We start from the raw sequence: 21,776 nt of genomic DNA on the forward strand, positions 1-21,776 counted from the left end.
CAGTCATGAAAACACACCCATCCCCCAGCGCTCTGGTTGTCGAAGGCGGCGCCATGCGCGGCATATTTGCCAGCGGCGTGCTGGATGCCTTCATCGAGCATGACTATCGCCCGTTTGACTTTGCCATCGGCGTCTCGGCGGGGGCCACCAACCTGCTGGCCTATCTCGCCAGCCAGCATGGTCGCAGCCACGACATCCTGACCGAGCTGGCCTGCCGCCAGGAGTTCATGGACCCGCTGCGTTTTGCCAAGGGAGGCAATCTGGTGGATATCCACTGGCTGTGGAACACCAGCTGCCGCAAGTACCCGCTGGACGTACACAGCTACCGGCAAAGCGGCATCCCCTTCTACGCGGTGGTGACCAATACCCTGACCGGCAAGGCGGAGTACATCCGGGTCAAACCGGAGAACATGAATGAAGTGCTGCCCGCCAGCTGCGCCATCCCCCTCGCCTCTCGCGAATATCCCGAGGTACACGGGGTGCCGATGACCGATGGCGGGGTGGCCGACTCCATCCCGGTGATCGAGGCCTACCGGCGCGGCGCCCGTCAGCTGACGGTGATCCTCTCCGAGCCGCTGGGCTATCGGCTCAAGCCGATGCCCTTCCCCTGGATGATCCGCACCCTGCTGAAAACTCGCCCCGCCCTGGCGCAGGCACTGGAACAGCGGGATCGCAGCTACAACGAGGCACTCGATTTTATCGCCAATCCGCCAGCGGACTGCCAGATCGAGGTGATAGCACCGGCCGACTACTTTCCGGTCTCCCGCTTTACCCGTGACCCCGACAAGCTGGAGCTAGGTTACGTGATGGGCAAGTGCGCCGGCTATCAGGCCGCCCTGCTCAACTAGCACCGACAGAGAGTGATACAGCCGGGCTACAGGCCGGCTCGTCCGACATCGCAACCCAGCCATAACCTCGTTTGGGGAAGCAGAGCATCAAGGTCGACAACCGGTGGGGATCTGTCGTCGGGCCGGCGCGTGGCTCCGCTTCCCCTTTTTTCTTGGCCACACAAAAAAGCGGCGCAAGCCATCGCCTGCGCCGCTGTTACCCTCTAGATGAACTGTCGGTTATTCCAGCGTGATCGGGCCGGTCGAGCCGGCATCCGTATCCTGCCAGTTGCTCTCGCTGCGCACCCGGGGATCGCCCTGCAGGGTATAGAGGATCATCCCCTGACGAAACTGCAGGGCACCGTCGGTACGCTTGGCCTTCACCTTGACCTCGTTGACCCACACCTGCTCCTTGCCGTCGATCCGGATCTCGGCCACGGTCTGGCCGGTGCCGCTGTTCTTGGCGGTCCACTTGCCCTGATAGGGAGAGTTCCCCTTGGCCATCGGCAACGCGGCCGCCTTGCCTGCTGACCAGGATTGCACGGTGCAGAGGCCGTTGGCCCGGTTGTCGTGCTTGATGGCGTAGTCGATGCTGGGCTCGCTGGTGGCGGAATCCGAGGTGATGCCGATCATGATCTTGCCGCTCTGGGCCGAATAGGCATTGGGGGCATCGGTTTTCAGGGTGGCCTTCTTGCCGTTGATGTAGACGCTTCCCCCTTCTCCCTTGACCTGGATATTCATGGGGCAGCTGGCGCTGAAGTTGGGCACGGCCGCCGCAACGCTGCCGGCATGGGCGGTGATGGCCAGGGTGATGATGGTCAACAGAGCTGATTTCTTGTGCATCTTGATACGCCTTGAGAGAGATGAAATGTCATCCGTGCCGGATGTCGTCCTGATGGCACACACTCTAGTGCTGACGACTCACCGCCGCCCAGTTAAAAAATATAAAATCGGCAACGGGCCATTATTAAAAAATATTAAAGATAACAATCAACAAGTTATGAGCATACATTGACTCATTTTCCGCTGATGGCCAGGGAAGCGGCACCGCCAGCCCCCACAAAAAAGCCGATAACCAGGTTATCGGCCTAGATCACAACAGCAGGAACGCAGGCTTAAACCAGCACGGCGGTTCCGCTAATGCTGACCATCAGCATGCTGCCGCTTTGCCCCACTACCTCGTAGTCGATGTCGATGCCGACCACCGCATTGGCGCCCAGCGCTGCGGCGCGCTCCTTGAGCTCGTCGAAGGCGATTTCCCGGGCCCGGGCCAGCTCTTTTTCATAGGCGCCGGCGCGGCCGCCGATGATGTCGCGGATGCCGGCGAACAGATCCTTGAACACGTTGGCGCCGAGAATGGCTTCGCCCACGACGATGCCACGGTACTCGCGAATGGTCTTGCCTTCCAGGGTGGGAGTGGTTGAGAGGATCATCTTGCTTTCCTTGTGGAGTGTACTGGGGAGACAGCCTAAAGCAGCGCAGGAGACCAGGCAAGCAGGCAGACTCGACACGATCAGCCAGACCCTGGCTGATCGTGTCCCATATCCCACAGCCACAGCCCGATGACAGGCCTGTTTACCGGCAGAAGTTATCGGCAAAGGACAACACCGGGCCGCCAAAACGCCCCGTGCAGACGCCCCTTTTATTAGCCGATCCAGCTCAAACATCAAGTGACAAAAGTATCAGTTGTGACCCATTTTGCCTTTCCCTAGGGTGAGTCTGTCCCGGCACAGCACGGGGACAGACCCACTTAGTCACGAGGAGAGCAGCATGATGCAGCAGGATACCCGACTACCTCACCCCACCCTCGCACTGGGGGCATGTTCCCCCGCCAGTCCGCTCGCCGACACCGCTATGGAGACCATGTCATGACCACGATCGCCACCCTGGATCTGGGGGATCAAGGTCTGCTGGCCGCCTACCTGTCCGCGACCTCACCCGCCCTGCTCAACCAGACCTATGCGAACTTGCTGTTGATGCAGCAGTCCTTGGCCAACAGCGAGATCGACTCCACCCTCGCGGTAAAAATCGAGGCCTACCAGGCCCAGATGATGAACCAGGCACGCTATTACCAGCAGACCAACCTGTCCGGTCTTATCCATCTGCTGAGCAACGGCTCCAACTTCTACGCCCTGGTCGCCGCGTTCAACCGCCTGCTGGGTCAGGAAGACGACGCCGCCGTTCTCGCGGGCGGGGCACGGATGGGACAACAACTGACGTCACTCGTCGATCAGGCCCAGAGCTATCGGCTCAATGCCCAGGCACTCAATACCCGCGTGCAGGTGGCCTGGAGCTCCCTGCGCCCCCTGATGACCCAGTTCAACGGCGTCATCACCCAGCTCGAGCAGGATCTGATGGCCGACGCCAAGCGTCAGACCGAGATCATTGACGCCCTCAACAAGGCTATCGCCGCCAATATCCAGGCGATCGTCGACGAAGGCGGCAAGGCCGGTGAAGGGGTCAACCAGCTGGGACGGGCCATCGTCACCTCGCTGACGCTGGAGCAGAAACCGGCTGACAAGGGAGCCAAACCTGCCACCTCGCAGGAGATAGCCAAAGAGACCGATCAGCAGACCCAGTACATGATCTCCGGTCTCGAGGCGCTCTCCTCCGGCATCGCTGGCTCCAGCCAGGCGGCCCGCGAGCTCAAGACCAACACCGACAAGCTGGCCCAGGCCTACCAGGCGCTGGCCGCCACCAACGCCCTGCTGAGCGTGGCCAAGTCGGTGCAAGCGCAAAACCAGCTGTTTGTCGACACCTACAGCCGGGTTGCCGACACCGTCACCCAGTTGCCCGCAGGCTGGCAGAAGGTGGCCGACGCCTACCAAGGGGCCGTGCCCGTGGTCACTGACCTCAACAGCCCCGACGACGTACGCCAGCTGCGACGCACCGTGGCGCTCAACACCCAGTCCTGGCAGCTGCTCTCGAGCCAGGTTGACGACATCAAGGCAGCCTACGCCGGCAACGGCATTCTACCCGACGCTTAATCCCACCACGCAAGGACACGCCAAATGACCAACGCAACAACCATCACCATGGACCAGGGTATGGCCAACCAGGCTTCCCAAGCCATGCAGATCCAGACCTACTGCAACAGCGTCAAGCAGCAGGTGCCGGTGGACTTCAGCCAGTTCCCGAACCTCAAGGACAACCAGACCCAGATCAACCAGGGGCTCGATCTGGCGAAGGGGCACGCCGACCTCTATCTCAATACCATCCAGCCGCAGATCATCACCAACATCAGCAACATCTCCAACTACTTTGCCCTGCAAAACGCCATTCCGGCCGTGCTGCCGCCCGGCTCCACCAAGGCGCAGTGGCTCAGACAGCTGAGCGTCATCAAGGAGCAGGCCACCGAATATCAGCGGCTCTCCGCCGACACCCGCCTGGTGATCGTCAATCTGAACAACAACCTCATCACCGACTCCAGCAACTTCCAGGGGATCGTGGTGAACCTCAACAGCAAGGTGCAGGGGGATAACGGGGTGCTCGCCCAGCTCAACGGCGACATCGACAAGGTGAATGCGGCCATTGACGGCGCCATCGCCGGCATCGTCGCCGGGGGGCTGCTGGTGATTGGTGGCGCCTTCGTCACCGCCATCGGTGCCGTGGCCGACTTCGTGACCGCCGGCACCTCGACCCCGGTGGTCATCGGCGGGGTCGCCATGATGGTGGCCGGGGCCGGCGGCATCACGGCTGGCGCCATTGTGCTGCACAACTCGCTGGGCGCCCGCCAGGATCTGTACCAGAAACGCAGCAACCTCAACAGCGAGGTGCTGATCGCCACCCAGATCGGCAACGGCTACAAGGGGCTGCAGGTACAGGCGCAAAACGCCGTCACCGCCGCCACCCAGATGAGCAACGCCTGGGACTCCCTCACCTCCGATCTGGGCAGCCTGATCACCGACCTGGACAAGGGGATCACCAGCGGCGACGACATCCGCCAGCTCTGGCTGACCGCCGCCGACACCACGGTCAAGACGGTGCTCACCGACGTGACCACCATCAAGGCCCAGATGGCCGGGGTGAGCCCGCTGCAAGTACCGCAGACCGACACCATCGCCAACTTCGTGGCGCGCCTGGCCGCCTAAACCACGGGAGGGCGGCCTGGCCGCCCTCTTTCAGCAAGGAGACCCCATGAGCAACGGCATTCTTTCCCAATCCATTGCCAACATGCAGCAGGCCGAAGCGACCATTCAGTCCTTCAGCGGTCTGCCGCAAAACGCCGTCAACATCCAGCAGAACGTCGGTGAGGTGGTTGCGGCCCTGCTGCCCCAGGTGCAAACCATGCAGCAGCAGGTCCTGGTATTTGCTGCCCGCCTGGAGCTGCAACTGACCCAGCAGCTGGCCAATACCGGCCCCTTCAACCCCGAGGCGCTCAAGGCGTTCGTCGATCTGGTCCAGCAGGAGATCGCTCCCATCCAGACCCTGACCGCCCAGACTCTGACCGCCAGCCAGAGCGCCAACGATCGCATCACGCAAGACAACATCGCGTTGCAACGGATCGGCGTGGAGCTGCAAGCCACCATCGCCGGGCTGCAATCCAACCTGGACGGCGCCCGGCAGGAGCTCGACTCCCTCAACAAGAAAAAACTCTACCTGCTGGGGCTGGGATTGCTGGGGCTGCCGGGCCTCATCGCCCTGGCCGTCACCCTGACGCAGACCCAGAACAAGGTGAGCAGCCTGGAGGGACAGGTGAACCAGATTGAGGGGCAGATCCAGCGTCAGCAAGGCTTCCTCGGCCAGACGACGGCCTTCTCCCAGCAGTTCGGCTCCCTCATCGATCGGGTGAGCAAGGTCGGCAACACCATCAGCCTGCTCGGCGGCGACATTGCCAACGTCGCCCGCGATGCCGGGCAAGGGGATCCGGAGCTCGCGCGGCTGTTCTTCACCGCCGCCCTCACCGAGGTGCGTACCCTGCAGGTGGACGCCTCCTGATCTGCCCGCAACAAAAAAGGAGAGGCCAGGGCCTCTCCTTTTTCATAGTGCGCGTTTCATGGTGCGCGGGGCCGTTGCCGTCCCGCCACGTTTGCCCCAGGCGGCTTAGTGCAGCTTCAGGGTCGGGCGCAGCACCCGGTTGATGCGACCCACCAGCATGATGAGGCCGGTCTTGACGTAGCCGTGCAGGGCGATCTGGTGCATCCGGTAGAGCGAAATGTAGACCAGACGGGCGATGTAGCCCTCCACCATCATGGAGCCGCGCATCAGGTTGCCCATCAGGCTGCCCACGGTGGAAAAGCGGCTCAAGGATACCAGCGAACCGTGGTCATGGTAGAGGTAGGGCTTGAGCTCGCCACCGTTCATCTTGGCCAGGATGTTCTTGAACGCCTGGGTTGCCATCTGGTGGGCGGACTGGGCGCGGGGCGGCACGAACTTGCCGTCCGGCTGCGGGCAGGCGGCGCAGTCACCGATGACGAAGATGTTCTCGTCACGGGTGGTCTGCAGGGTCTCTTTCACCACCAGCTGGTTGATGCGGTTGGTCTCAAGACCGGCGATATCCTTCATGAAGTCCGGCGCCTTGATGCCGGCCGCCCACACCATCAGGTCCGCTTCAATCAGCTCGCCATCCTTGGTATGCAGACCATCGGCAGTCGCTTCGGTGATCATGGTGGCGGTACGCACGTCCACGCCGAGCTTGACCAGCTCCTGGTGAGCTGCGCCGCTGATGCGCTCAGGCAGGGCCGGCAGAATGCGGGGGCCCGCTTCCACCAGGGTCACCTTCAGGCTGTCGGTGGTGAGGTTCTTGAAGCCGTAGGCGTAGAGCTGCTCGACCGCGTTGTAGAGCTCGGCAGAGAGCTCGACACCGGTGGCGCCGCCGCCGACGATGGCAATCTTCACCTTGTCGCCCGGCTGGTATTCGGTGGCGAACTGCAGGAAGCGGTTCATCATGCTGTTGTGGAAGCGGTGCGCCTGGGAGGGGCTGTCCAGGAAGATGCAGTGATCCTTGATGCCCTTGGTGTTGAAGTCATTGGAGACGGAACCGATGGCCATCACCAGGTAGTCGTAGGGCAGCTCGCGCTCGTTGACCACGATGTCGCCGTTATCGTCGACGATCTTCCCCAGCACGATGCGTTTCTCGTCGCGCTTGATGTCGGTCAGGGTACCCAGCTGGAAGTCGAAGCCGTGGTTCTTGGCGTGGGACTGGTAGCTCAGGGCGTCGATGCCCGCGTCCATGGAGCCGGTGGCCACTTCGTGCAGCAGGGGTTTCCACAGGTGGGTACGGTTGCGATCAACCAGGGTGATCTTGGCCTTGTTCTTCTTGCCCAGCTTGCGGCCCAGGCTGGTGGCCAGCTCCAGACCGCCGGCACCGCCGCCGACGACAACAATATTGGTCATGGTTAATTACCTCGGTTCCATTAAAGCGAAGGGAGCCATCGGCTCCCTTGATAGTTGAATCCATGACGTGACGATCAATCAGGCTTCTTTGAAAGCCTTCATCTGTTGCAGGTGATGAGAGATGTTCTTGAACTTGTGCGTCTCTCGCTCATCCCACACGATGTTGTAATAATTCTTCAATTCACGCTCAGTTTCGCCATTATCGCGCACTTCATCCTGAACGGAAAGGATGCAGAGGCAATTTCCTGAATTTTTACTACGAAATTCAGACACACATTTGGTGCCAATATCCTCGTACTCTTCCGGTCGGTCGATCTTGCCCTGCATGGTGATTTCGGGGTGCAGGTTGGGGTTGAAGATCACCTGCTTGATGCCGCACAGGAAGCCGATGCGCTCGCTCCAGTACCCACCCAGCCCCACCCCGCAGATGAGGGGCTTGGGATCGGTGCTCATGTCGAGCTGCTTCTTCACTTCCTTGAGCAGGTGGCTCATGTCATGACGGGGGTGAACCGTGCTGTAGTGCACGAAACGCACATCATCATCAATAAACTGCAACTGCAGCACTTTCTCGTGATTGCCCGGGCTGGTGGCATCGAAGCCATGCAGATAGATGATCATGGATAAGACCTCAGGATCTGTGTCGGTTTTATCGAAACTACCCCAGCGGCGGGGCCCTGCGCCACCAAAACATCCTACTTTCTTGCTTTGGATCACGCCCTCGGTTACGGATGAAACCAGACGGCGCGCCGCCGTCCACTGCCGGCTATCAATCTGAGAGCCCGACCGACCGAAATGATAACCGGGCTACCAATCTGAAAGCCCGGCCCCATCGACTGGAAAACGATTGTCAGTCGTCGGCGCGTGCAAGCGTGATCCCGCCTGCAAAAAAGCGCACAAACAGGGCCAACAGACACCCATGCCTGCCGGCTGAGCACGGTTCCTGCACTCACCCTGCGATACCGTGCGAAGGCAACCTCGCCTGCGCGGCCGGATCCAGAGCGACCCGGACCCCATCCATGAACGGGGCAGCCAGCCTGCCCCATCTTGCCCGGCTCTCGCCGCCGGGTCGCAAGGAGTGATCTGTTCATGAACCAGACCCAGCCCCCGGGGCGGCCAAGGGCCGCGCCATCGACGAAGTGGAGCGCCTGCTCCCCCCGGCCAGCTCTTTACCCTCGGCCTGCAGCATGTGCTGGTGATGTATGCCGGCGCCGTGGCGGTACCGCTGGTCATCGGCGGCAGCCTGGGGCTGCCCAAGGATCAAATCTCCTATCTCATCAGTTCGGATCTCTTCTGCTGCGGCATCGTCACCCTGCTGCAGTGCCTTGGCATCGGCCGCTTCGCCGGGATCCGCCTGCCGGTCATCATGTCGGTCACCTTCGCCGCCGTCATGCCCATGCTGGCCATCGGCGCCAACCCGGCGCTGGGGCTCACCGGCATCTTCGGCGCCACCATCGCCGCCGGCATCCTCTCCACCCTGCTGGTGCCCCTCATCGGCCGCTTGATGCCGCTTTTCCCCACCGTGGTGACCGGGGTGGTCATCACCTCCATCGGCATCAGCATCATGCAGGTGGGCATCGACTGGATGGCGGGGGGCAAGGGCAACCCCGAGTACGGCAGCCTGCGCTACATCGGCACCAGCTTTCTGGTACTGGCCTTTATCCTGCTGGTGACCCGCTTCACCAAGGGCTTTTTCAGCAACATCTCGGTGCTGCTCGGCATCCTGTTCGGCTTCGGGGTAGCCATCGCCATGGGAGAAGTGAGCCTGGACGGGCTCGGCGAAGCGGCCTGGTTCGCCCCCATAGTGCCGTTCGCCTTCGGCTGGCCCACCTTCGATCCCATCTCCATCGCCACCCTCACCGTCATCATGCTGATCACCTTCATCGAGTCGATGGGGATGTTTCTGGCACTCGGCGACATCGTCGGCCACCCGGCCAGCCGGGGCGACATAGTACGCGGCCTGCGGGTGGACGGCATCGGCACCATCATCGGCGGCATCTTCAACAGCTTCCCCCACACCTCCTTCTCCCAGAACATCGGCCTGGTGAGCGTGACCGGGGTGTCGAGCCGCTGGGTCTGCGTCATGTCGGGGGGATCCTGCTCGCCTTCGGCCTGGTACCCAAGATGTCGGTGCTGGTCGCCTCCATTCCCCCTTCGTGCTGGGAGGCGCCGGTATCGTGATGTTCGGCATGGTGCTGGCTACCGGCATCCGCATCCTGGCCAGGGCCGACTACAACAGCAATCGCCACAACCTCTACATCGTCGCCATCAGCTTAGGGATAGGCATGATCCCCACCGTCTCCGGCCACTTCTTCCAGCACTTCCCCGCCGCCCTGCAACCGCTGTTTCACAGCGGCATCCTCTTGGCCACCCTCAGCTCGGTGCTGCTCAACCTCTTTTTCAACGGCTACCAGCCGGACCTGCGCCATCAGCCGAGGCCCCTGCTGGTGGGGCCGGTGCGCCCGCCCGCTCAGCCGCAGCCAGGCAAACCCGCCCCATAAAAAACCGCCGTGCAGCATGGCTGCCCGGCGGTTTCATTCAACAAGCCTGTGTTAGCCGCGGGTCTGGGCGAAACGCTCCACCGCCGCTGCTACCAGCGCCAAGCTCCCCTGCCAGAAGGCGCTCTGGCGGATGTCCTGGCCCAGGTGCTTGGCCACCAGATCTTCGGCGCTCATGCGGCCGGTATCGCGCAGCAGGTCGCGGTAGGCCTGGGCCACATTCTGTTCTCCCGCCTTCTGACGATGCATCAGTTGCTGATAGACGCCGAGGCTGAACAGATAGCCGAACAGGTAGGGGTAGTTGTAAAAACCCAAGCCCGCGATGGAGAAGTGCGCCTTGGCCGCCCAGAACAGAGGGTGATAGCGGCACAGACTCTGCTCGTACCAGCGGCCCCAAGCCTCGTCGGTCAGCGCCTTGAGCCGCGCCGGCGAAACATAGCCCGCCGCCCGCTCCGCCACCAGTGCGCGCTCGAAATCGAAGCGGGCCGGGATATTGACCAGGAAGGTGGCGGCGCCGTCGGCTTCCGCCCAGGCGATGGCCTGTTGCTCTTCGGGGGTCTGCGCCTGCTCGAACAGGGCGCTGCGCACCAGAGTCTCGGCGAAGATGGAGGCGGTTTCGGCCAGCGTCATGGGGTAGCTGCGCTGGCTCATGGGCAGATCTCGAATGAGCCAGTTGTGCCAGGCGTGGCCAAGCTCGTGCGCCAGGGTAATGACGTTGTCCATGGTGCCGGCATAGGTGATGAAGACCCGCGGCTCCACCGGCTCGGCAAACTTGGTGCAGTAGGCCCCAGTGCGCCGGTTGGGGGTGGGCGCGGCATCGATCCACCCCTTTTCGGCCATCATGCGGGCAAACTCGCCCATCTCGGGATCAAAACGAGAGAACGCCTCGGCGATGATCTCGATGGCCTCCTCGAACGGGATCTCGCGGCTCACCGCGGCCGGCGGCGGGGCAAACAAATCCTCCGGCCCCAGCTCTTCGATGCCGAGGCGCTCGGCCATCAGCCCCAGCGCCCGCTGACCGAGCCCGCGTGCGCGCCAGGTCTCCTGCATCAGGGTATCCAGGGTCGCCCGCTCGATGTGGCTCTGATGGCAGGAGAGATCGAGCGCATCGAGCTGGCGGCTGCGACCGCGCTGGCGCGAAAGCTCAAGCCGCCAGCCATTGATGGCGTTGAGGATGGCGGCCACCGTCTCCTGCTCCCCCTCCCAGCCGGCGCTGATGGCATCGAACGCCTCCCGGCGCAGGGCACGCAGCGGGCTGGAGAGCAGGTTGCTCGCCTCGGCCAGCCCCATCTCGCGGCCATCGATCACCAGCCGGATCTTGCCCACCAGATCGTTGTAGAGGTTGCCCCAGGCGTGCAGGCCGTCGGTGCCAAGACCGATCACCAACTGCTCCGCCTCCACCGGCAGGCGCTGATCCTGCAAGCGGCGCTCATGACGCAGCCGGTACGCCTCCTCCCCCAGCAGGGAGTCGGCCATCAGCTGCTCGAATTCGGGCTCCGGCAGCGCCAGCATCAGATCCTCGACCGGGGCCAGGGTCTTGAACAGATCGGCATTGAGGGCGCGGGCGCGGGAGGCCAGCTGCTTGGCCAGCTCGTCGCGGGCATCCTGACTGCCCCGACAGGCAGCCAGCACGGCCAGGTTCCAGCCGATGTTGCGAATGCGCTGGGCCCGCAGCCGCACCTCGCGCAGAAAATCCTGCAGCGCCTGCGCATTGGTCCGCACGGCACCAAGCCCCTCGAGGAACAGGCCAAGCTCGTCCACACTGGCGCGCGCCAGGGCGAGATCGGCGGCCACCTGCGAGCAGTCGAGGGCGGGATAGATATGCTGGTTTTGCCACTGTTGTGGGTAGATTCGTTGCTGCATCAAATGCTCGTCATCAGGTTGCGGGGCCGAGCCCCGTTGAATGCGCGTGGCGAGCCACAGGGCCCGCCACCAGGATAAAAACCGCCGTGCGGCCTACACCAGCCGCTCAAGGCGGGCGACCGCCTCTTCCACATAATCAAGGCTCTCCTGCCAGAAGGCGGGCGCACGGATGTCGACCCCCAGGTGCTTCTCCACCAGCTCTTCTGCGCTCATGCGGCCGGTGTCGCGCAGCAGCTCTCGATAGGCGTGAACGAACTCGCGCCCCGCCCGCGCCTGCTGGGCATAGAGTCCCAGGCTGAACAGGTAGCCAAACAGATAGGGGTAGTTGTAGAACCCGAGCTCGGCGATGGAGAAGTGGCCCTTGCTGGCCCAGAACAGCTCGTCATATTGACTCAGGGTGTCACCATACCACTGCTGTTGCGCCGATTTCATCATCTGCCGCAGTTGACCGGCCCCCACATAGCCCTCCTCCCGCGCCGCCACCAGGGCCCGCTCGAAGGTAAAGCGGGCCGGCACGTCGAGCAGCAGGCTGGCGGCGCGCTCCCCGTCCAGCCAGGCGATGGCCCGGCGCTGCTCCATGTTGTCGGTGGCCGCCAGCAGGGCATCGCGCACCAGCGCCTCAGCAAACAGGGAGGCAGTCTCCGCCAGCGTCTTGGGGTAGTCACGCTGCTCCAGCGGCAACTCCCGCAGCAGCCAGCTGTGCCAGGCGTGTCCCAACTCATGAGCGAGCGTGATGACGTTGTCCAGGGTCCCCTCGAAGGTGAGAAACACCCGCGGCTCGGGCGGATCGGCATACTCGGTGCTGTAGGCACCGCTGCGCCTGTGTTCACTCGGGGCAGCGTCAATCCAGCCATTGGCAGCCATCATGCGGGCAAAGGCCCCCATCTCGGGGTCAAAGCCGGCGAAGGCGTCGGCCACCAGGGTCAGCGCCTGCTCGAAGCTGATAAGGCCGCTCGCCACAGCCGGCGCCGGGGCATAGAGATCCCAGGGGGCGAAATCACTAATCTGCTGGGCACAGGCCATGGCGCGCAGGGCCCGTCGCCCCAGCTCCTTGTGCTCGCCGGCCGCCGTCATCAGGGTCTCCAGAGTGACCCGCTCCAGGTGCCCCTGATGGCAGGAAACGTCGAGCGCATCCCACCTGCGTTCCCTGCCACGCTGGCGAGCCAGCTCGTTGCGCCAGCCGTTGATAGCGTTGAGGATGGCGGCCACCGTCTCCTGCTCAGCCCCCCAGGCAGCCTGGATGGCGTGCCAGGCGGCGGCGCGCCGCGCCCGCTGCGGGTGGGCCAGCAGGTTGTCCGCCTGGGCCAGCCCCATGGGCTGCCCCTCCACCACCGGCCTGAGCCTTCCGACCAGGTTGCCGTAGAGATCCCCCCACCCCTGCAGGCCGTCCACGCTCAGCCCCGCGATCAGCTGCTCGCTCTCCAGAGAGAGCCACTGATCCTGCTGGCGCCGGTCGTGGCGAATGGCGTAGGCGAGCTCGAACAGCTCGGGATCCTGCAGCAGGGCGCGCACCTGCTCCTCGGGAGCGCGCACCCAGAACAGGGTCACCGTCTTGCAAAGCTGGGCCAGGCCCGCCTGCAACTGCTGGCCACGAGAGAGCAGCACCCGGGCCGCCTCGTCGCGTCCATCCCGGCTGAGCCGGTTGTAGCCGTAGGTCTGGCAGTTCCACTCCAGCTGGCGCACCTCGCGCCAGCAGGCCCGGATGGCCCGAAGCAGATGGCGCAAGGCATTGATGTCGTTGGTCTTGGTGAGTTCATCCAGCAGGGGTTGCAGGCGGTTAAGGGCCTCGCGGGCAAGCTGGAAATCGGCGTCGATCGCCGGGCAGTCGGGGGCGGCATAGATGTGATCATCCAGCCAAACGGGTGGTTTCATGAGCTTCCTTGTCTGTTTGCGTCCATGTGGGCTGACCCCGCCTCTGTGAGCGGGTGTCAGCCGGATAGTACGAAGGGGGCAGACCCTTGCCTAGCCCCCATCCGAGGCAACAAACGAGACAGTATCTGACGGAATGCTCCCATCGCAGGGATATGCCCGCGATGGTCAGCCCGCCGGTACTATTTGGCGGGTTTGAGCTTGCTCACCAGGGTCATGGCCAGCACCAGCACCAACCCGGCCACCACACCGGCCACGGCGTTGAGCAGGGTCGGCGTCACCAGCGCGAGGGCTGCGCCGACCGCAGGCAAGGTAGCCACGGCGGCGGCCGCCCCTTCAATCAGGTGATGCACGAAAGGCCAGCCGTGCACCAGGATGCCGCCCCCCACCATGAACATGGCGATGGTGCCGACCAGTGCCAGCAGGTGCATCAGTCGCGGCGCCGTCACCAGCAGCCCCTGCCCCACCGCCCGGCGCAAGGCACTGCCATTGGACTTTTGCAGCAGGTGCAGGCCGATGTCGTCGAGCTTGACGATGAGCCCCACCAGGCCGTAGACCCCCACCGTCATCAGCAGGGCGATGCCCGCCACCACCGACAGTTGCAGCGCCAGGCTCGCCCCCTGTACCGTGCCAAGGGCGATGACGATGATCTCGGCCGACAGAATAAAGTCGGTGCGAATGGCCCCCTTTATCTTCTGCTGCTCAAACGCCACCAGATCATCGGGAATGGGTGCAGTGTGCACTTCACCCTCGCTCGCCTCATGGGGCAGAAACTTGTGGGCCAGCTTCTCGGCCCCCTCGAAGCAGAGGTAGGCGCCCCCCAGCATCAAGAGCGGGGTGATGAGCCAGGGCACCAGCGCACTGATGGCGATGGCGGCAGGCACCAGGATAAGCTTGTTGCGAAACGACCCCTTGGCCACCGCCCACACCACCGGCAGCTCCCGCTCGGCACGCACCCCGGAAACCTGCTCGGCATTGAGGGCCAGATCGTCCCCCAGCACCCCGGCGGTCTTCTTCGCCGCCATCTTGGTCATCAACGCCACGTCGTCGAGCACGCTGGCAATATCGTCGAGCAGGGCCAACAAACTGGTTCCGGCCATATCAGAGAATCCTTATGTCAGTAGAAGAGAGCTTCCCGCAGCACACCGCGCCCTTGTTGGCCACATCATCAGCGCCACACCATCGAGTACATTGGCCATGTCATCCGACAGGACCGACCAACCGGTTCCGGCCGAAGGGGGATCCCTATTTCGGGAAAAGATGGCACAGTGTAACGAGAAGCCGCCCGTTCGGCAGCAACCACATCAGGGTCATTTGGCCTTGTTTCATCCGGTGCCCGCAGGCCCAAGGAGTATTCCATGCAACCCTGGCAACCGCTGATCACATTCTGGTTTGGTGAAGAGACCGACGACGTCACCCGCGCCAAACGCCAAGCGCCCCTCTGGTGGGGCAAAAACAGCGACACCGACGCCCTGCTCGCCAGCCGCTTCGGTGACCTGGCCGCCGCAGCCGCCGCCGGCGAGCTCGCCCACTGGGCCGACGCGGCCGAGGGCCGGCTGGCCCTGATCCTGCTGCTGGACCAGCTGCCGCGCAACATCCATCGTGGCACTCCCGCCGCCTTTGCCCAGGATGCCAAGGCGCGGGATCTCTGCCTCAAGGGGCTCTCTCTGGAGGCAGATCTGGCGCTGCCACCGCTGGGGCGGGTCTTTTTCTACCTGCCGCTGGAGCATGCCGAATCCCGCGAGCAGCAGGCCAGAAGCGTGGCACTGTTCGAGGGACTGGCGGCCGAGCAGGCAGACGGCCCGGCGCGGGAGACCTTCGCCGGCTTTGCCGACTTTGCCCGCCGCCATCAGGTGATCGTCGAGCGTTTTGGCCGCTTCCCCCACCGCAACGCCATCCTGGGCCGCCAGGACACGGCCGAGGAGGCCGTCTTCTTACTGCAACCGGGCTCGGGTTTTTGAGCCTCATTTCAGATGCGCATAAAAAAACGGGCCCGAGGGCCCGTTTTGCATGGGAATGGCGAGGTCACGCCGCCTCCGCCAGCTCCTCTTCTTTTTTCTGGTAAGCCTGCGGCGAGAGCCCCAGCAGCTCCTGCACGGTGGAGGCCACCGTGATGGAGGAGATGGTGCCCACCAGGATGCCGGCGAACAGAGTGAAGGAGAAACCGTAGAGGGCGTCGCCACCGAACAACAGCAGAGCCCCCACCGTGAACAAGGTGGTGCCCGAGGTGATCATGGTGCGGCTGAAGGTGGCCTTGATGGCCACGTCGGAGCAGTCGTGGATCCCCATCTGGGTGCGCGAGCTGAGCAAGTCCCGCAAGCGGTCGGAGATGACGATGCTGTCGTTGAGGGAGTAGCCGATCACCGCCATCAGACCGGCGATGACGTTGAGGTCGAACTCGATGTTGAACAGCGCCAGCAGCCCCAGCGCCACCAGACCGTCGTGCAGCACCGACACCAGGATGCCGATGGCTTGGCGCCACTCGAAACGCACCGCCAGGTAGGCGGAGATGGCAAGCGAGGCCACCAGCACCGCCAGCATCCCCTGCTGGAACAACTCGGCGCCCACCTGGGGGCCGACGATGGTGGTGCGCAGCAACTCCACCGGCAGGTTGAGCTGCTGACCCAGCATCACCGCCAGTTCCTCGGCCGCCCAGGGCAGCTCGTGGGGGGGCAGCTTGATCAGCCACTCGCCGGGCACGCCGGCGCCGTGCAGCTCGACCACACCCGCCAGGGGGGCCGTCAACAGGGCGTTGAGCTCGTGGGCCTCCTTCAGGGTCTGGATGCGAAATTCCAGCAGGATGCCGCCGGTGAAGTCGAGACCGAGGGAGAGGCCGTTGATGGCAAGCACCGCGATGCTCGCCACGGTCAGCAGCACGGAGGCCCACAGGCCAATGTAACGCCAGCGGGTCAGCCCCATGGCAATGATCATTCTCAGCATTGTTGTTCCCTCGACAGCAGATGGCTCGGGCTTCCCGCAGGGAAGCGCGTGACGCGGGCGCGGAGCAGGCTCGAACGCGCGGCGCGATGACACAGGTGGTGGACAGTCATGGTCACACCCTCAGCAGCTTGGCGCTGCTCTTGCCCCACAGGGGGTTGATGATGGCGCGCGTGCCCCAGATGCCGGTCACCATGCTGGAGATGAGGCCCAGGATCAGGGTGATGGAGAAGCCCTGCAGCGGCCCGGAACCGATGGCATAGAGCACCACGGCGCAGATCAGGGTGGTGATGTTGGCATCGAAGATGGTGCGAAACGCCGAGCGGTAACCAAAATCGATGGCGTTGGCCAACGAGCCCCCTTCCCGCAGCCGGTCCTTGATCCGCTCAAAGATCAGCACGTGGGTATCCACCGCCATGCCGACGGTGAGCACCAGACCGGCGATCCCCGGCAGGGTCAGCACCGCGCCCGGCAGCACCGCCAGCATGCCCACCTGCATCAGCAGGTTGGCGATGAGCGCGGTGATGGCGACCCAGCCGAACTTGCGATACCAGGCCATCATGAACAGCATCATGCCGGCCATGCCGAACGCCAGCGCGGTGAAGCCCGCCTCGATGTTCTGCAGACCCAGGGTCGGGCCGATTGAGCGCTCCTCCAGGATCTTCAGCGGCGCCGTGAGGGCGCCGGCGCGCAGCAGCATGGCCAGCTCCTGAGCTTCCGGCAGGCTGCCGATCCCGGTGATGCGGAACTGATTGCCAAGGGCGGTCTGGATGGTGGCGACGTTGATCACCTCGCTCCTGGCCCGCAGCTTGCCTTCGGCATTGGTCTTGTACTCGGTAAAGACGGTGGCCATCGGCTTGCCCACGTTCTGGCGGCTGAACTGGTTCATCTTGCTGCCGCCCAGGCTGTCGAGCACGATGTTGACCTGGGGTTGCCCCATCTCGCCCATGTTGGCGCGGGCATCGACGATGTGCTCGCCGGTCAGCACCGGCTTGCGGGCCAGCCCGACCGCCTGGCCGTTGCGATCCGCCATGAAGAAGCGGCTGTCGGCCTGGGCCTCGTAGAAGGCCAGCGAGGCAGTGGCCCCGATCACCTCTTTCGCCTGCTTGGGATTGTGCACCCCAGGCAGCTCGATGCGGATGCCGTCCTGACCCTGACGCTGTACCGAGGCCTCGACGATGCCGAGCTCGTTGATCCGCTTTTTCAGGATCGACAGGTTCTGGGTCACCGCGTTGTTGGCCAGCAGGGTACGCTCGGCCTCGCTCATCACCAGCCGCAACTCGTTGCCGCTGCGCTTGAGGGTCCACTGATCCTGGCGGGTGCCGGCGGAATCCTTGATGATGGTGAGCCAGGGCGTCTGATCGGTCACCTCAGGCAAAATCACCCTCACCTCCCCTTCGCTCACCCGGGCCACGTTGGCGCCGCGCAGGCGCGCCTCGCGAAACTGGGTGCGCAACATGTCCACCAGGTTCTTGGTCTGGTTGTCGACCACGAAGCTCAGATCGACCCCGATCAGCAGCTGGGAGCCGCCGCGCAGATCCAGCCCGAGCTTGATGGGGGCGGCGCCGAGCTGGCTGATCCAGCCCGGCGCGTTGGAGTAGAACTCCAGGGTCAGCGCCGAGCTGTCATAGCCCTGCTGCTCCAGCAGCTGCTTGGCGCGCTGCTGTTCGGCCTGGCTGGCAAACACCAGCTCGACCCGCTCGCCCTGTTGCACCTGCTTGAGTGGCTCGATGCGGTTGTCGGCCAGCAGGGTACGCTGTGCCTCGGTCAGGCTGGTCTGGCCGTGCAGACCGAGGGAGGGCTGCTCACCGAAGAAAGTGGGCAGGGAGTAAAACGCAAAGGTGAACAGCATGAGCAGCAGCAGGGCGTACTGCCACATGTTCATGCGGTTCAAGGTGATACGACTCTTTTTTCTCATGAAATCAGCCTCTGTCAGGAGAAGGCTGCGCACTCGCCACGCAGGCGGCACGCAAGAAAATACGAATGAGACAGTGGCCCGTTCACGCGCGGTGAGCAGGCATCAGGAGGCGATGAGGTGGTGCGAAAGGACCGGACCCCATCGGGATCAGGCGAGGTAACTCTGACAGAAACGGTATTGCAGGTGCTGGCGTTGCAACCGGTGCCGATGGATGGTGGCAAACCGATTGCGGAAACTGTGTTTGCGATAGAAGAGGGCGGCATAGAACAGCAGGCCACACAGCAGCAGCAGGATCGCCTGCTGGGACCAGCTCATGATCAGCTGGTATACCACGTTGCCGGGCTGATGATCGCTGCGCAGGGAGTGTTCGAGCCGCAGCAGGTGATTCTGGTGGGAGCTGACGAACTTGACGACCCCGTCGTCGCTGTCGCTGGCACTGTGGATCACCTGACCGCCATCGGTCGGCGCCACTGTATCCCCCATCAGCTGTACCTGCTGGGTCGACTGCTGGGCGGCGGGCAGCTTGACCCCCTCCACCGAGAGGGTAGAGAACAACAGAGCGAGGGTGATGAGCAGGGTCATCAGCGCCAGTTTCACTTTGTCGGTCAGGCTCAAAAAGTTAATTCCCGCATAATAGAAAGGGCAAACTACCACAGGGGCCCCGCCAGAACAAGGGCATGGGGGCCGGCCGGCCCCTGCCCTGCGGCCCTCTTGGCGCCATTATCCCTCCGACATCTGCCTGAAATCGCGGGCATAGCCCTTGAGCAGGCTGTAGAGGTGGGCTCGCTGGGAGATGTCCAGCGACTGGCTGAGATCGCTCAGCCAGTTGACGGTGCGCTGGCGCGACTGATCGGTGTAGCCGGTGAAGCGCCCATCCATCAGGCCGTCCCCCTGTTGCAGCAGGGCGGTGAGCTGGGCGCCGAAGTCCTGGCTCTGGCGCTGCTTCATCAGCCGGTCCAGCTCCTTGGTCCAGGCGGTCTGGAACTCAAGCCAGGGGGCCTGCAGCTCGTACTGCCACTGGGCCCACTGGGCCACCAGCGGGGCTTGGGCCGGTTTCACCTCGCCAATCCAGAACACCAGCCGCTCGTTCATCTTGTCGCGAAACTCCTTGAGCATCTCCTCTCTGGGCTTGTCGGCAAACTCCTTTTCCCGTTCCGCCTGGCGGGTGAGCCGGTCCTTCATGAACATGGCCACCTGCGCCTCGGTCAGGGTGCGTGCCAGCCGCACCGCCCGCGGCACCGTGTTCTCCAGGGTGCGGGTCAGGCTCTGCTGGGCCGCATCCAGATGGCGGGAGACCTGAGCCGGGGTCATGGGGCTCGCCACCGCCTTGGCCAGCGCATCGAGATCGTCGGCATAACGGGGCACCTCTCGCTGGCGGTGCCAGGCCATCAGCCCCTTCACTTCGTTGTCCAGCAGCCGCTTCTGGCTGCGATCCAGCGAGAAGTAGTCGTCCAGCTGCCAGACGATGGCCACGTCGAGCCAGTAATAGACGACCCGGGTGGAGCAGCCGGCCAGCAGCAGACAGAGCAGCAGCAGACTCCAGCTACTGGGCTTGCGCCAGGAAAAGGTGGTCACCATGCAAGGCTCCAATGTTGATGAAACAGGGTTGACGCAACGGATGATTCATAATGCCTGATGCCTACTCCAGTCGCTGCCGGTTGAGATCGATCAGCGCCTGGTAGTCGGGCCCCGGCTGCTGCTCGGCCATCAGCAGCGCCCACAGCAACCCTATGTAATCGACCCAGGGCAAAAAGGCCCGGCTCTGAAAGCCGCGTGGTCCGACCGGCCCCCCTGCCCGCTCGCAATATGCCTGCTCCAGCGCCTCGCGCTGGGTATCCTGCCAACCGTGGGTGCGCTGGATGCTGGCCACCTCGAAACCGGGATGCCCGGCGGCGCCATACTCCCAGTCGATGACCCAGGGCCGGCTCCCCAACAAATTAGCCGGATTGAGATCATGATGGCAAGGGAGCCAGCAATCGGCGGGCTCGCGGCTGACCAGCAGCCCCCGCTCCAGCGCAGGCAGCCAGGCAGGCACCTGGGCCAGCCGGGCACGATAGCCGGCGCTGTGGGCCCGCACCGCCATCACCACGCTCGGCACCGGCAACCGGTGCAGCCGCGTCAGCACCCCGGCCAACAGCGCTGGCTGCAACGCAGCCGGGGGCGGCGCCGCCAGCCAGTTCGGCTCGTCGCACCAGTCCAGCAGCATCAGGCCGGTGGCAGGATCGCTGTGATGGCAGGGCAAGGCCAGCCCCTGCCCCACGGCCCCCTGATAGAGCTGCCATTCGGTGGCCCGGTCGATGCCAAGGCGCACCGGATCGGGGTGGCCCTGGCGCAAAAAGTGACTGCGCCCCGAGGGGAGGCGCAGTCGATAGTTGCAGTTGGTCAGGCCGCTGGCCAATGGCGCCAGCCGGCCCGAGCGCCAGGGCGGCGGCAGGCGGGCCAGCAGGGCGCGTTCGGCGGCCTCCAGAGAGCCCTCGCTCGACTTACCAGCCAAAGGTGGACTTCTTGGCCTGCTTGCGGATCTCTTTCTGGTCGGCCCACAGCAGCTCGCCATTTTGCAGATCCATCAGGTTCATGGTCATCTGGTAGTAGACATCCTTCACCTTGCCGTTGTCCTTGACGATGCTGGCGAGGTTGCCATAGACCATGTAGCGGGCGCCGGTCTGCTTGCCCAGGCGCACCATGGAGGCAGGATCCACCATGCCGCTGCTCTGCTGGTATTCGAGCTGCTGCTTGACCGCCGCCACCTTGCTCATGTCGACGAAGCGGAACTTGCCGGCGCGCAGCAGCTTGGTGCGGATGGTGTCGGTGATGGCCTCGGTGTCGATGTGCTCGGAGGTCTTGTTGCGGATGGAGTCCATGAACATCACCGGACGGCCGCCGGCGGTGATCTCGCTGGTGGCCGGCGATGCCAGCATGGAATCCGCCATCTTGTCGGCGATGGCCTGCAGATCGCTGGAACCATAATCGACAGTCACCGTCTCGGTTTCGGTCGGATCGCCATAGCTGACGGTGGTGCTGGAGCAGCCGCCCAGCAACAGGGCGCCGGTCAGGATCAGCAGGGCATGATTCATTTTCATCAGTAGGATTCCTCAATCACTTCGCGTACGTAAATCCGGTAGCCCCGGGCGGCCGGGCTCGGCGCCAGGGCAGACAGGGTGCGGGTCTGATAGCCGTGCAGCTTGAGCGGCGTCCAGCCGCGGCCATCACTGGCCACCTCCTGCCCCGCCTCATCATACCAATAGAACAGGTATTGCAGCTTGTTGTCGCCGCGCTGGGTGCTGGCCGCCGCTACATTGACCTGCAGCAGGCCGTTCTGTTCGCGCCGGCTGAGCTCGGTCAGGGTGACATTGACGTTTTGATGCTGCTCCGCCACTGGCGCGGCGCCCGCCGCCCCATAGAGCGCCACGCCGGAGGTATTGGTGGCGCAGCCTGCCAGCAGCAGAACCAGGCCCAGAGCCAACCCATGTGCTTTCATCTTGCTCTCCTTGCCGGCGACCCCGAGGGGCCCGACCGGTCACTCATGTGTAT

Annotated in this window: 19 protein-coding genes and 1 pseudogene; 6 read left to right on the top strand and 14 right to left on the bottom strand. The window is 63.9% G+C overall.

Annotated elements, in window-relative coordinates:
- Nucleotides 1-5: 5 nt before the first annotated feature.
- Nucleotides 6-848 carry a patatin-like phospholipase family protein gene (locus ACPDZI_RS12590; protein WP_168967239.1) on the top strand — a complete coding sequence of 281 codons (843 nt, stop codon included), beginning with the start codon at nucleotides 6-8 and terminating at the stop codon, nucleotides 846-848.
- A 219-nt stretch (nucleotides 849-1,067) separates the two neighbouring features.
- Here ACPDZI_RS12590 and ACPDZI_RS12595 read toward each other — a convergent pair whose 3' ends face one another.
- Both ACPDZI_RS12595 and ACPDZI_RS12600 read right to left on the bottom strand, forming a co-directional pair.
- Entirely contained in the window at nucleotides 1,068-1,670 is a 603-nt protein-coding gene (locus tag ACPDZI_RS12595; RefSeq protein WP_146061285.1) for a hypothetical protein, read from the bottom strand.
- A 272-nt stretch (nucleotides 1,671-1,942) separates the two neighbouring features.
- Nucleotides 1,943-2,260: a heavy metal-binding domain-containing protein gene (locus ACPDZI_RS12600; protein ID WP_076360967.1), complete on the bottom strand. Its 318-nt coding sequence runs from the start codon at nucleotides 2,258-2,260 to the stop codon at nucleotides 1,943-1,945.
- Between the two features lie 435 nt (nucleotides 2,261-2,695).
- Here ACPDZI_RS12600 and ACPDZI_RS12605 point away from each other — a divergent pair, with 435 nt between their 5' ends.
- From ACPDZI_RS12605 to ACPDZI_RS12615, 3 genes are read left to right on the top strand one after another with little or no spacing between them, the layout of a single operon-like run.
- Nucleotides 2,696-3,814, top strand: a complete 1,119-nt coding sequence (locus tag ACPDZI_RS12605; RefSeq protein WP_336989160.1) for a hypothetical protein — start codon at nucleotides 2,696-2,698, stop codon at nucleotides 3,812-3,814.
- A gap of 24 nt (nucleotides 3,815-3,838) precedes the next feature.
- A complete protein-coding gene (locus ACPDZI_RS12610) occupies nucleotides 3,839-4,918 on the top strand; it encodes an HBL/NHE enterotoxin family protein (RefSeq protein ID WP_194758648.1) in 1,080 nt (359 codons plus the stop codon).
- 46 nt (nucleotides 4,919-4,964) lie between these two features.
- Nucleotides 4,965-5,765, top strand: coding sequence for a hypothetical protein (locus ACPDZI_RS12615; RefSeq protein ID WP_268015184.1), 801 nt, complete (start codon nucleotides 4,965-4,967; stop codon nucleotides 5,763-5,765).
- A gap of 105 nt (nucleotides 5,766-5,870) precedes the next feature.
- Here the strand turns inward: ACPDZI_RS12615 and ACPDZI_RS12620 are convergent, their stop codons facing one another.
- Nucleotides 5,871-7,163, bottom strand: coding sequence for an NAD(P)/FAD-dependent oxidoreductase (locus ACPDZI_RS12620; RefSeq protein WP_076360969.1), 1,293 nt, complete (start codon nucleotides 7,161-7,163; stop codon nucleotides 5,871-5,873).
- A gap of 78 nt (nucleotides 7,164-7,241) precedes the next feature.
- On the bottom strand, nucleotides 7,242-7,781 hold the full coding sequence (ycfP, locus tag ACPDZI_RS12625; protein ID WP_016351064.1) for an alpha/beta hydrolase YcfP: 540 nt from the start codon (nucleotides 7,779-7,781) through the stop codon (nucleotides 7,242-7,244).
- Between the two features lie 509 nt (nucleotides 7,782-8,290).
- Between ycfP and ACPDZI_RS12630 the strand changes: the two are divergent.
- Nucleotides 8,291-9,661 (top strand): annotated as a pseudogene (locus ACPDZI_RS12630) (nucleobase:cation symporter-2 family protein).
- Nucleotides 9,662-9,712: 51 nt separating this feature from the next.
- Here ACPDZI_RS12630 and ACPDZI_RS12635 read toward each other — a convergent pair.
- The 3 genes from ACPDZI_RS12635 to ACPDZI_RS12645 all read right to left on the bottom strand — a co-directional run bounded on the left by ACPDZI_RS12635 (nucleotide 9,713) and on the right by ACPDZI_RS12645 (nucleotide 14,490).
- Nucleotides 9,713-11,521 (bottom strand): M3 family oligoendopeptidase, encoded by a 1,809-nt coding sequence (locus ACPDZI_RS12635; RefSeq protein WP_438833235.1) that lies wholly within the window; start codon nucleotides 11,519-11,521, stop codon nucleotides 9,713-9,715.
- Between the two features lie 93 nt (nucleotides 11,522-11,614).
- Nucleotides 11,615-13,393 (bottom strand): M3 family oligoendopeptidase, encoded by a 1,779-nt coding sequence (locus tag ACPDZI_RS12640; RefSeq protein WP_438833236.1) that lies wholly within the window; start codon nucleotides 13,391-13,393, stop codon nucleotides 11,615-11,617.
- Between the two features lie 179 nt (nucleotides 13,394-13,572).
- A complete protein-coding gene (locus ACPDZI_RS12645) occupies nucleotides 13,573-14,490 on the bottom strand; it encodes a DUF808 domain-containing protein (protein WP_268031152.1) in 918 nt (305 codons plus the stop codon).
- A 258-nt stretch (nucleotides 14,491-14,748) separates the two neighbouring features.
- On the opposite strand from ACPDZI_RS12645, the gene ACPDZI_RS12650 reads away from it, so the two are divergent.
- Entirely contained in the window at nucleotides 14,749-15,351 is a 603-nt protein-coding gene (locus ACPDZI_RS12650) for a DUF924 family protein (RefSeq protein WP_408798798.1), read from the top strand.
- Nucleotides 15,352-15,415: 64 nt separating this feature from the next.
- On the opposite strand, the gene secF is transcribed toward ACPDZI_RS12650, so the two are convergent.
- From secF to ACPDZI_RS12685, 7 genes are all read right to left on the bottom strand, one after another.
- Nucleotides 15,416-16,330 (bottom strand): protein translocase subunit SecF, encoded by a 915-nt coding sequence (gene secF / locus ACPDZI_RS12655; RefSeq protein ID WP_024944906.1) that lies wholly within the window; start codon nucleotides 16,328-16,330, stop codon nucleotides 15,416-15,418.
- Nucleotides 16,331-16,442: 112 nt separating this feature from the next.
- Nucleotides 16,443-18,245 (bottom strand): protein translocase subunit SecD, encoded by a 1,803-nt coding sequence (secD, locus tag ACPDZI_RS12660; RefSeq protein ID WP_438833237.1) that lies wholly within the window; start codon nucleotides 18,243-18,245, stop codon nucleotides 16,443-16,445.
- A gap of 147 nt (nucleotides 18,246-18,392) precedes the next feature.
- Nucleotides 18,393-18,899, bottom strand: a complete 507-nt coding sequence (locus ACPDZI_RS12665) for a hypothetical protein (protein WP_268031156.1) — start codon at nucleotides 18,897-18,899, stop codon at nucleotides 18,393-18,395.
- Between the two features lie 66 nt (nucleotides 18,900-18,965).
- The gene (locus ACPDZI_RS12670) at nucleotides 18,966-19,823 is read right to left on the bottom strand and encodes a DUF6279 family lipoprotein (RefSeq protein WP_043123699.1); all 858 of its coding nucleotides are present in this window, start codon (nucleotides 19,821-19,823) and stop codon (nucleotides 18,966-18,968) included.
- 61 nt (nucleotides 19,824-19,884) lie between these two features.
- Nucleotides 19,885-20,739 (bottom strand): phosphotransferase, encoded by an 855-nt coding sequence (locus tag ACPDZI_RS12675; RefSeq protein ID WP_438833238.1) that lies wholly within the window; start codon nucleotides 20,737-20,739, stop codon nucleotides 19,885-19,887.
- On the bottom strand, nucleotides 20,729-21,325 hold the full coding sequence (gene lpoB, locus ACPDZI_RS12680) for a penicillin-binding protein activator LpoB (RefSeq protein ID WP_005302153.1): 597 nt from the start codon (nucleotides 21,323-21,325) through the stop codon (nucleotides 20,729-20,731). Before lpoB ends, ACPDZI_RS12675 begins: the two co-directional genes overlap by 11 nt.
- Complete coding sequence (locus ACPDZI_RS12685) at nucleotides 21,325-21,723, bottom strand: YcfL family protein (RefSeq protein WP_010633660.1); 399 nt, start codon at nucleotides 21,721-21,723, stop codon at nucleotides 21,325-21,327. The genes lpoB and ACPDZI_RS12685 overlap by 1 nt, the downstream gene beginning before the upstream one ends.
- Between the last annotated feature and the right edge of the window lie 53 nt (nucleotides 21,724-21,776).

It is taken from the genome of Aeromonas oralensis (genome assembly GCF_049665575.1).
Classification (GTDB): domain Bacteria; phylum Pseudomonadota; class Gammaproteobacteria; order Enterobacterales; family Aeromonadaceae; genus Aeromonas; species Aeromonas hydrophila.

Excerpts from the sequence above, each read along its gene's own strand:
- ACPDZI_RS12590 (WP_168967239.1), top strand. The coding sequence starts at position 6 with ATGAAAACACACCCATCCCCCAGCGCTCTGGTTGTCGAAGGCGGCGCC.
- ACPDZI_RS12595 (WP_146061285.1), bottom strand. The coding sequence starts at position 1,670 with ATGCACAAGAAATCAGCTCTGTTGACCATCATCACCCTGGCCATCACC.
- ACPDZI_RS12600 (WP_076360967.1), bottom strand. The coding sequence starts at position 2,260 with ATGATCCTCTCAACCACTCCCACCCTGGAAGGCAAGACCATTCGCGAG.
- ACPDZI_RS12605 (WP_336989160.1), top strand. The coding sequence starts at position 2,696 with ATGACCACGATCGCCACCCTGGATCTGGGGGATCAAGGTCTGCTGGCC.
- ACPDZI_RS12610 (WP_194758648.1), top strand. The coding sequence starts at position 3,839 with ATGACCAACGCAACAACCATCACCATGGACCAGGGTATGGCCAACCAG.
- ACPDZI_RS12615 (WP_268015184.1), top strand. The coding sequence starts at position 4,965 with ATGAGCAACGGCATTCTTTCCCAATCCATTGCCAACATGCAGCAGGCC.
- ACPDZI_RS12620 (WP_076360969.1), bottom strand. The coding sequence starts at position 7,163 with ATGACCAATATTGTTGTCGTCGGCGGCGGTGCCGGCGGTCTGGAGCTG.
- ycfP (WP_016351064.1), bottom strand. The coding sequence starts at position 7,781 with ATGATCATCTATCTGCATGGCTTCGATGCCACCAGCCCGGGCAATCAC.
- ACPDZI_RS12635 (WP_438833235.1), bottom strand. The coding sequence starts at position 11,521 with ATGCAGCAACGAATCTACCCACAACAGTGGCAAAACCAGCATATCTAT.
- ACPDZI_RS12640 (WP_438833236.1), bottom strand. The coding sequence starts at position 13,393 with ATGAAACCACCCGTTTGGCTGGATGATCACATCTATGCCGCCCCCGAC.
- ACPDZI_RS12645 (WP_268031152.1), bottom strand. The coding sequence starts at position 14,490 with ATGGCCGGAACCAGTTTGTTGGCCCTGCTCGACGATATTGCCAGCGTG.
- ACPDZI_RS12650 (WP_408798798.1), top strand. The coding sequence starts at position 14,749 with ATGCAACCCTGGCAACCGCTGATCACATTCTGGTTTGGTGAAGAGACC.
- secF (WP_024944906.1), bottom strand. The coding sequence starts at position 16,330 with ATGCTGAGAATGATCATTGCCATGGGGCTGACCCGCTGGCGTTACATT.
- secD (WP_438833237.1), bottom strand. The coding sequence starts at position 18,245 with ATGAGAAAAAAGAGTCGTATCACCTTGAACCGCATGAACATGTGGCAG.
- ACPDZI_RS12670 (WP_043123699.1), bottom strand. The coding sequence starts at position 19,823 with ATGGTGACCACCTTTTCCTGGCGCAAGCCCAGTAGCTGGAGTCTGCTG.
- lpoB (WP_005302153.1), bottom strand. The coding sequence starts at position 21,325 with ATGAAAATGAATCATGCCCTGCTGATCCTGACCGGCGCCCTGTTGCTG.
- ACPDZI_RS12685 (WP_010633660.1), bottom strand. The coding sequence starts at position 21,723 with ATGAAAGCACATGGGTTGGCTCTGGGCCTGGTTCTGCTGCTGGCAGGC.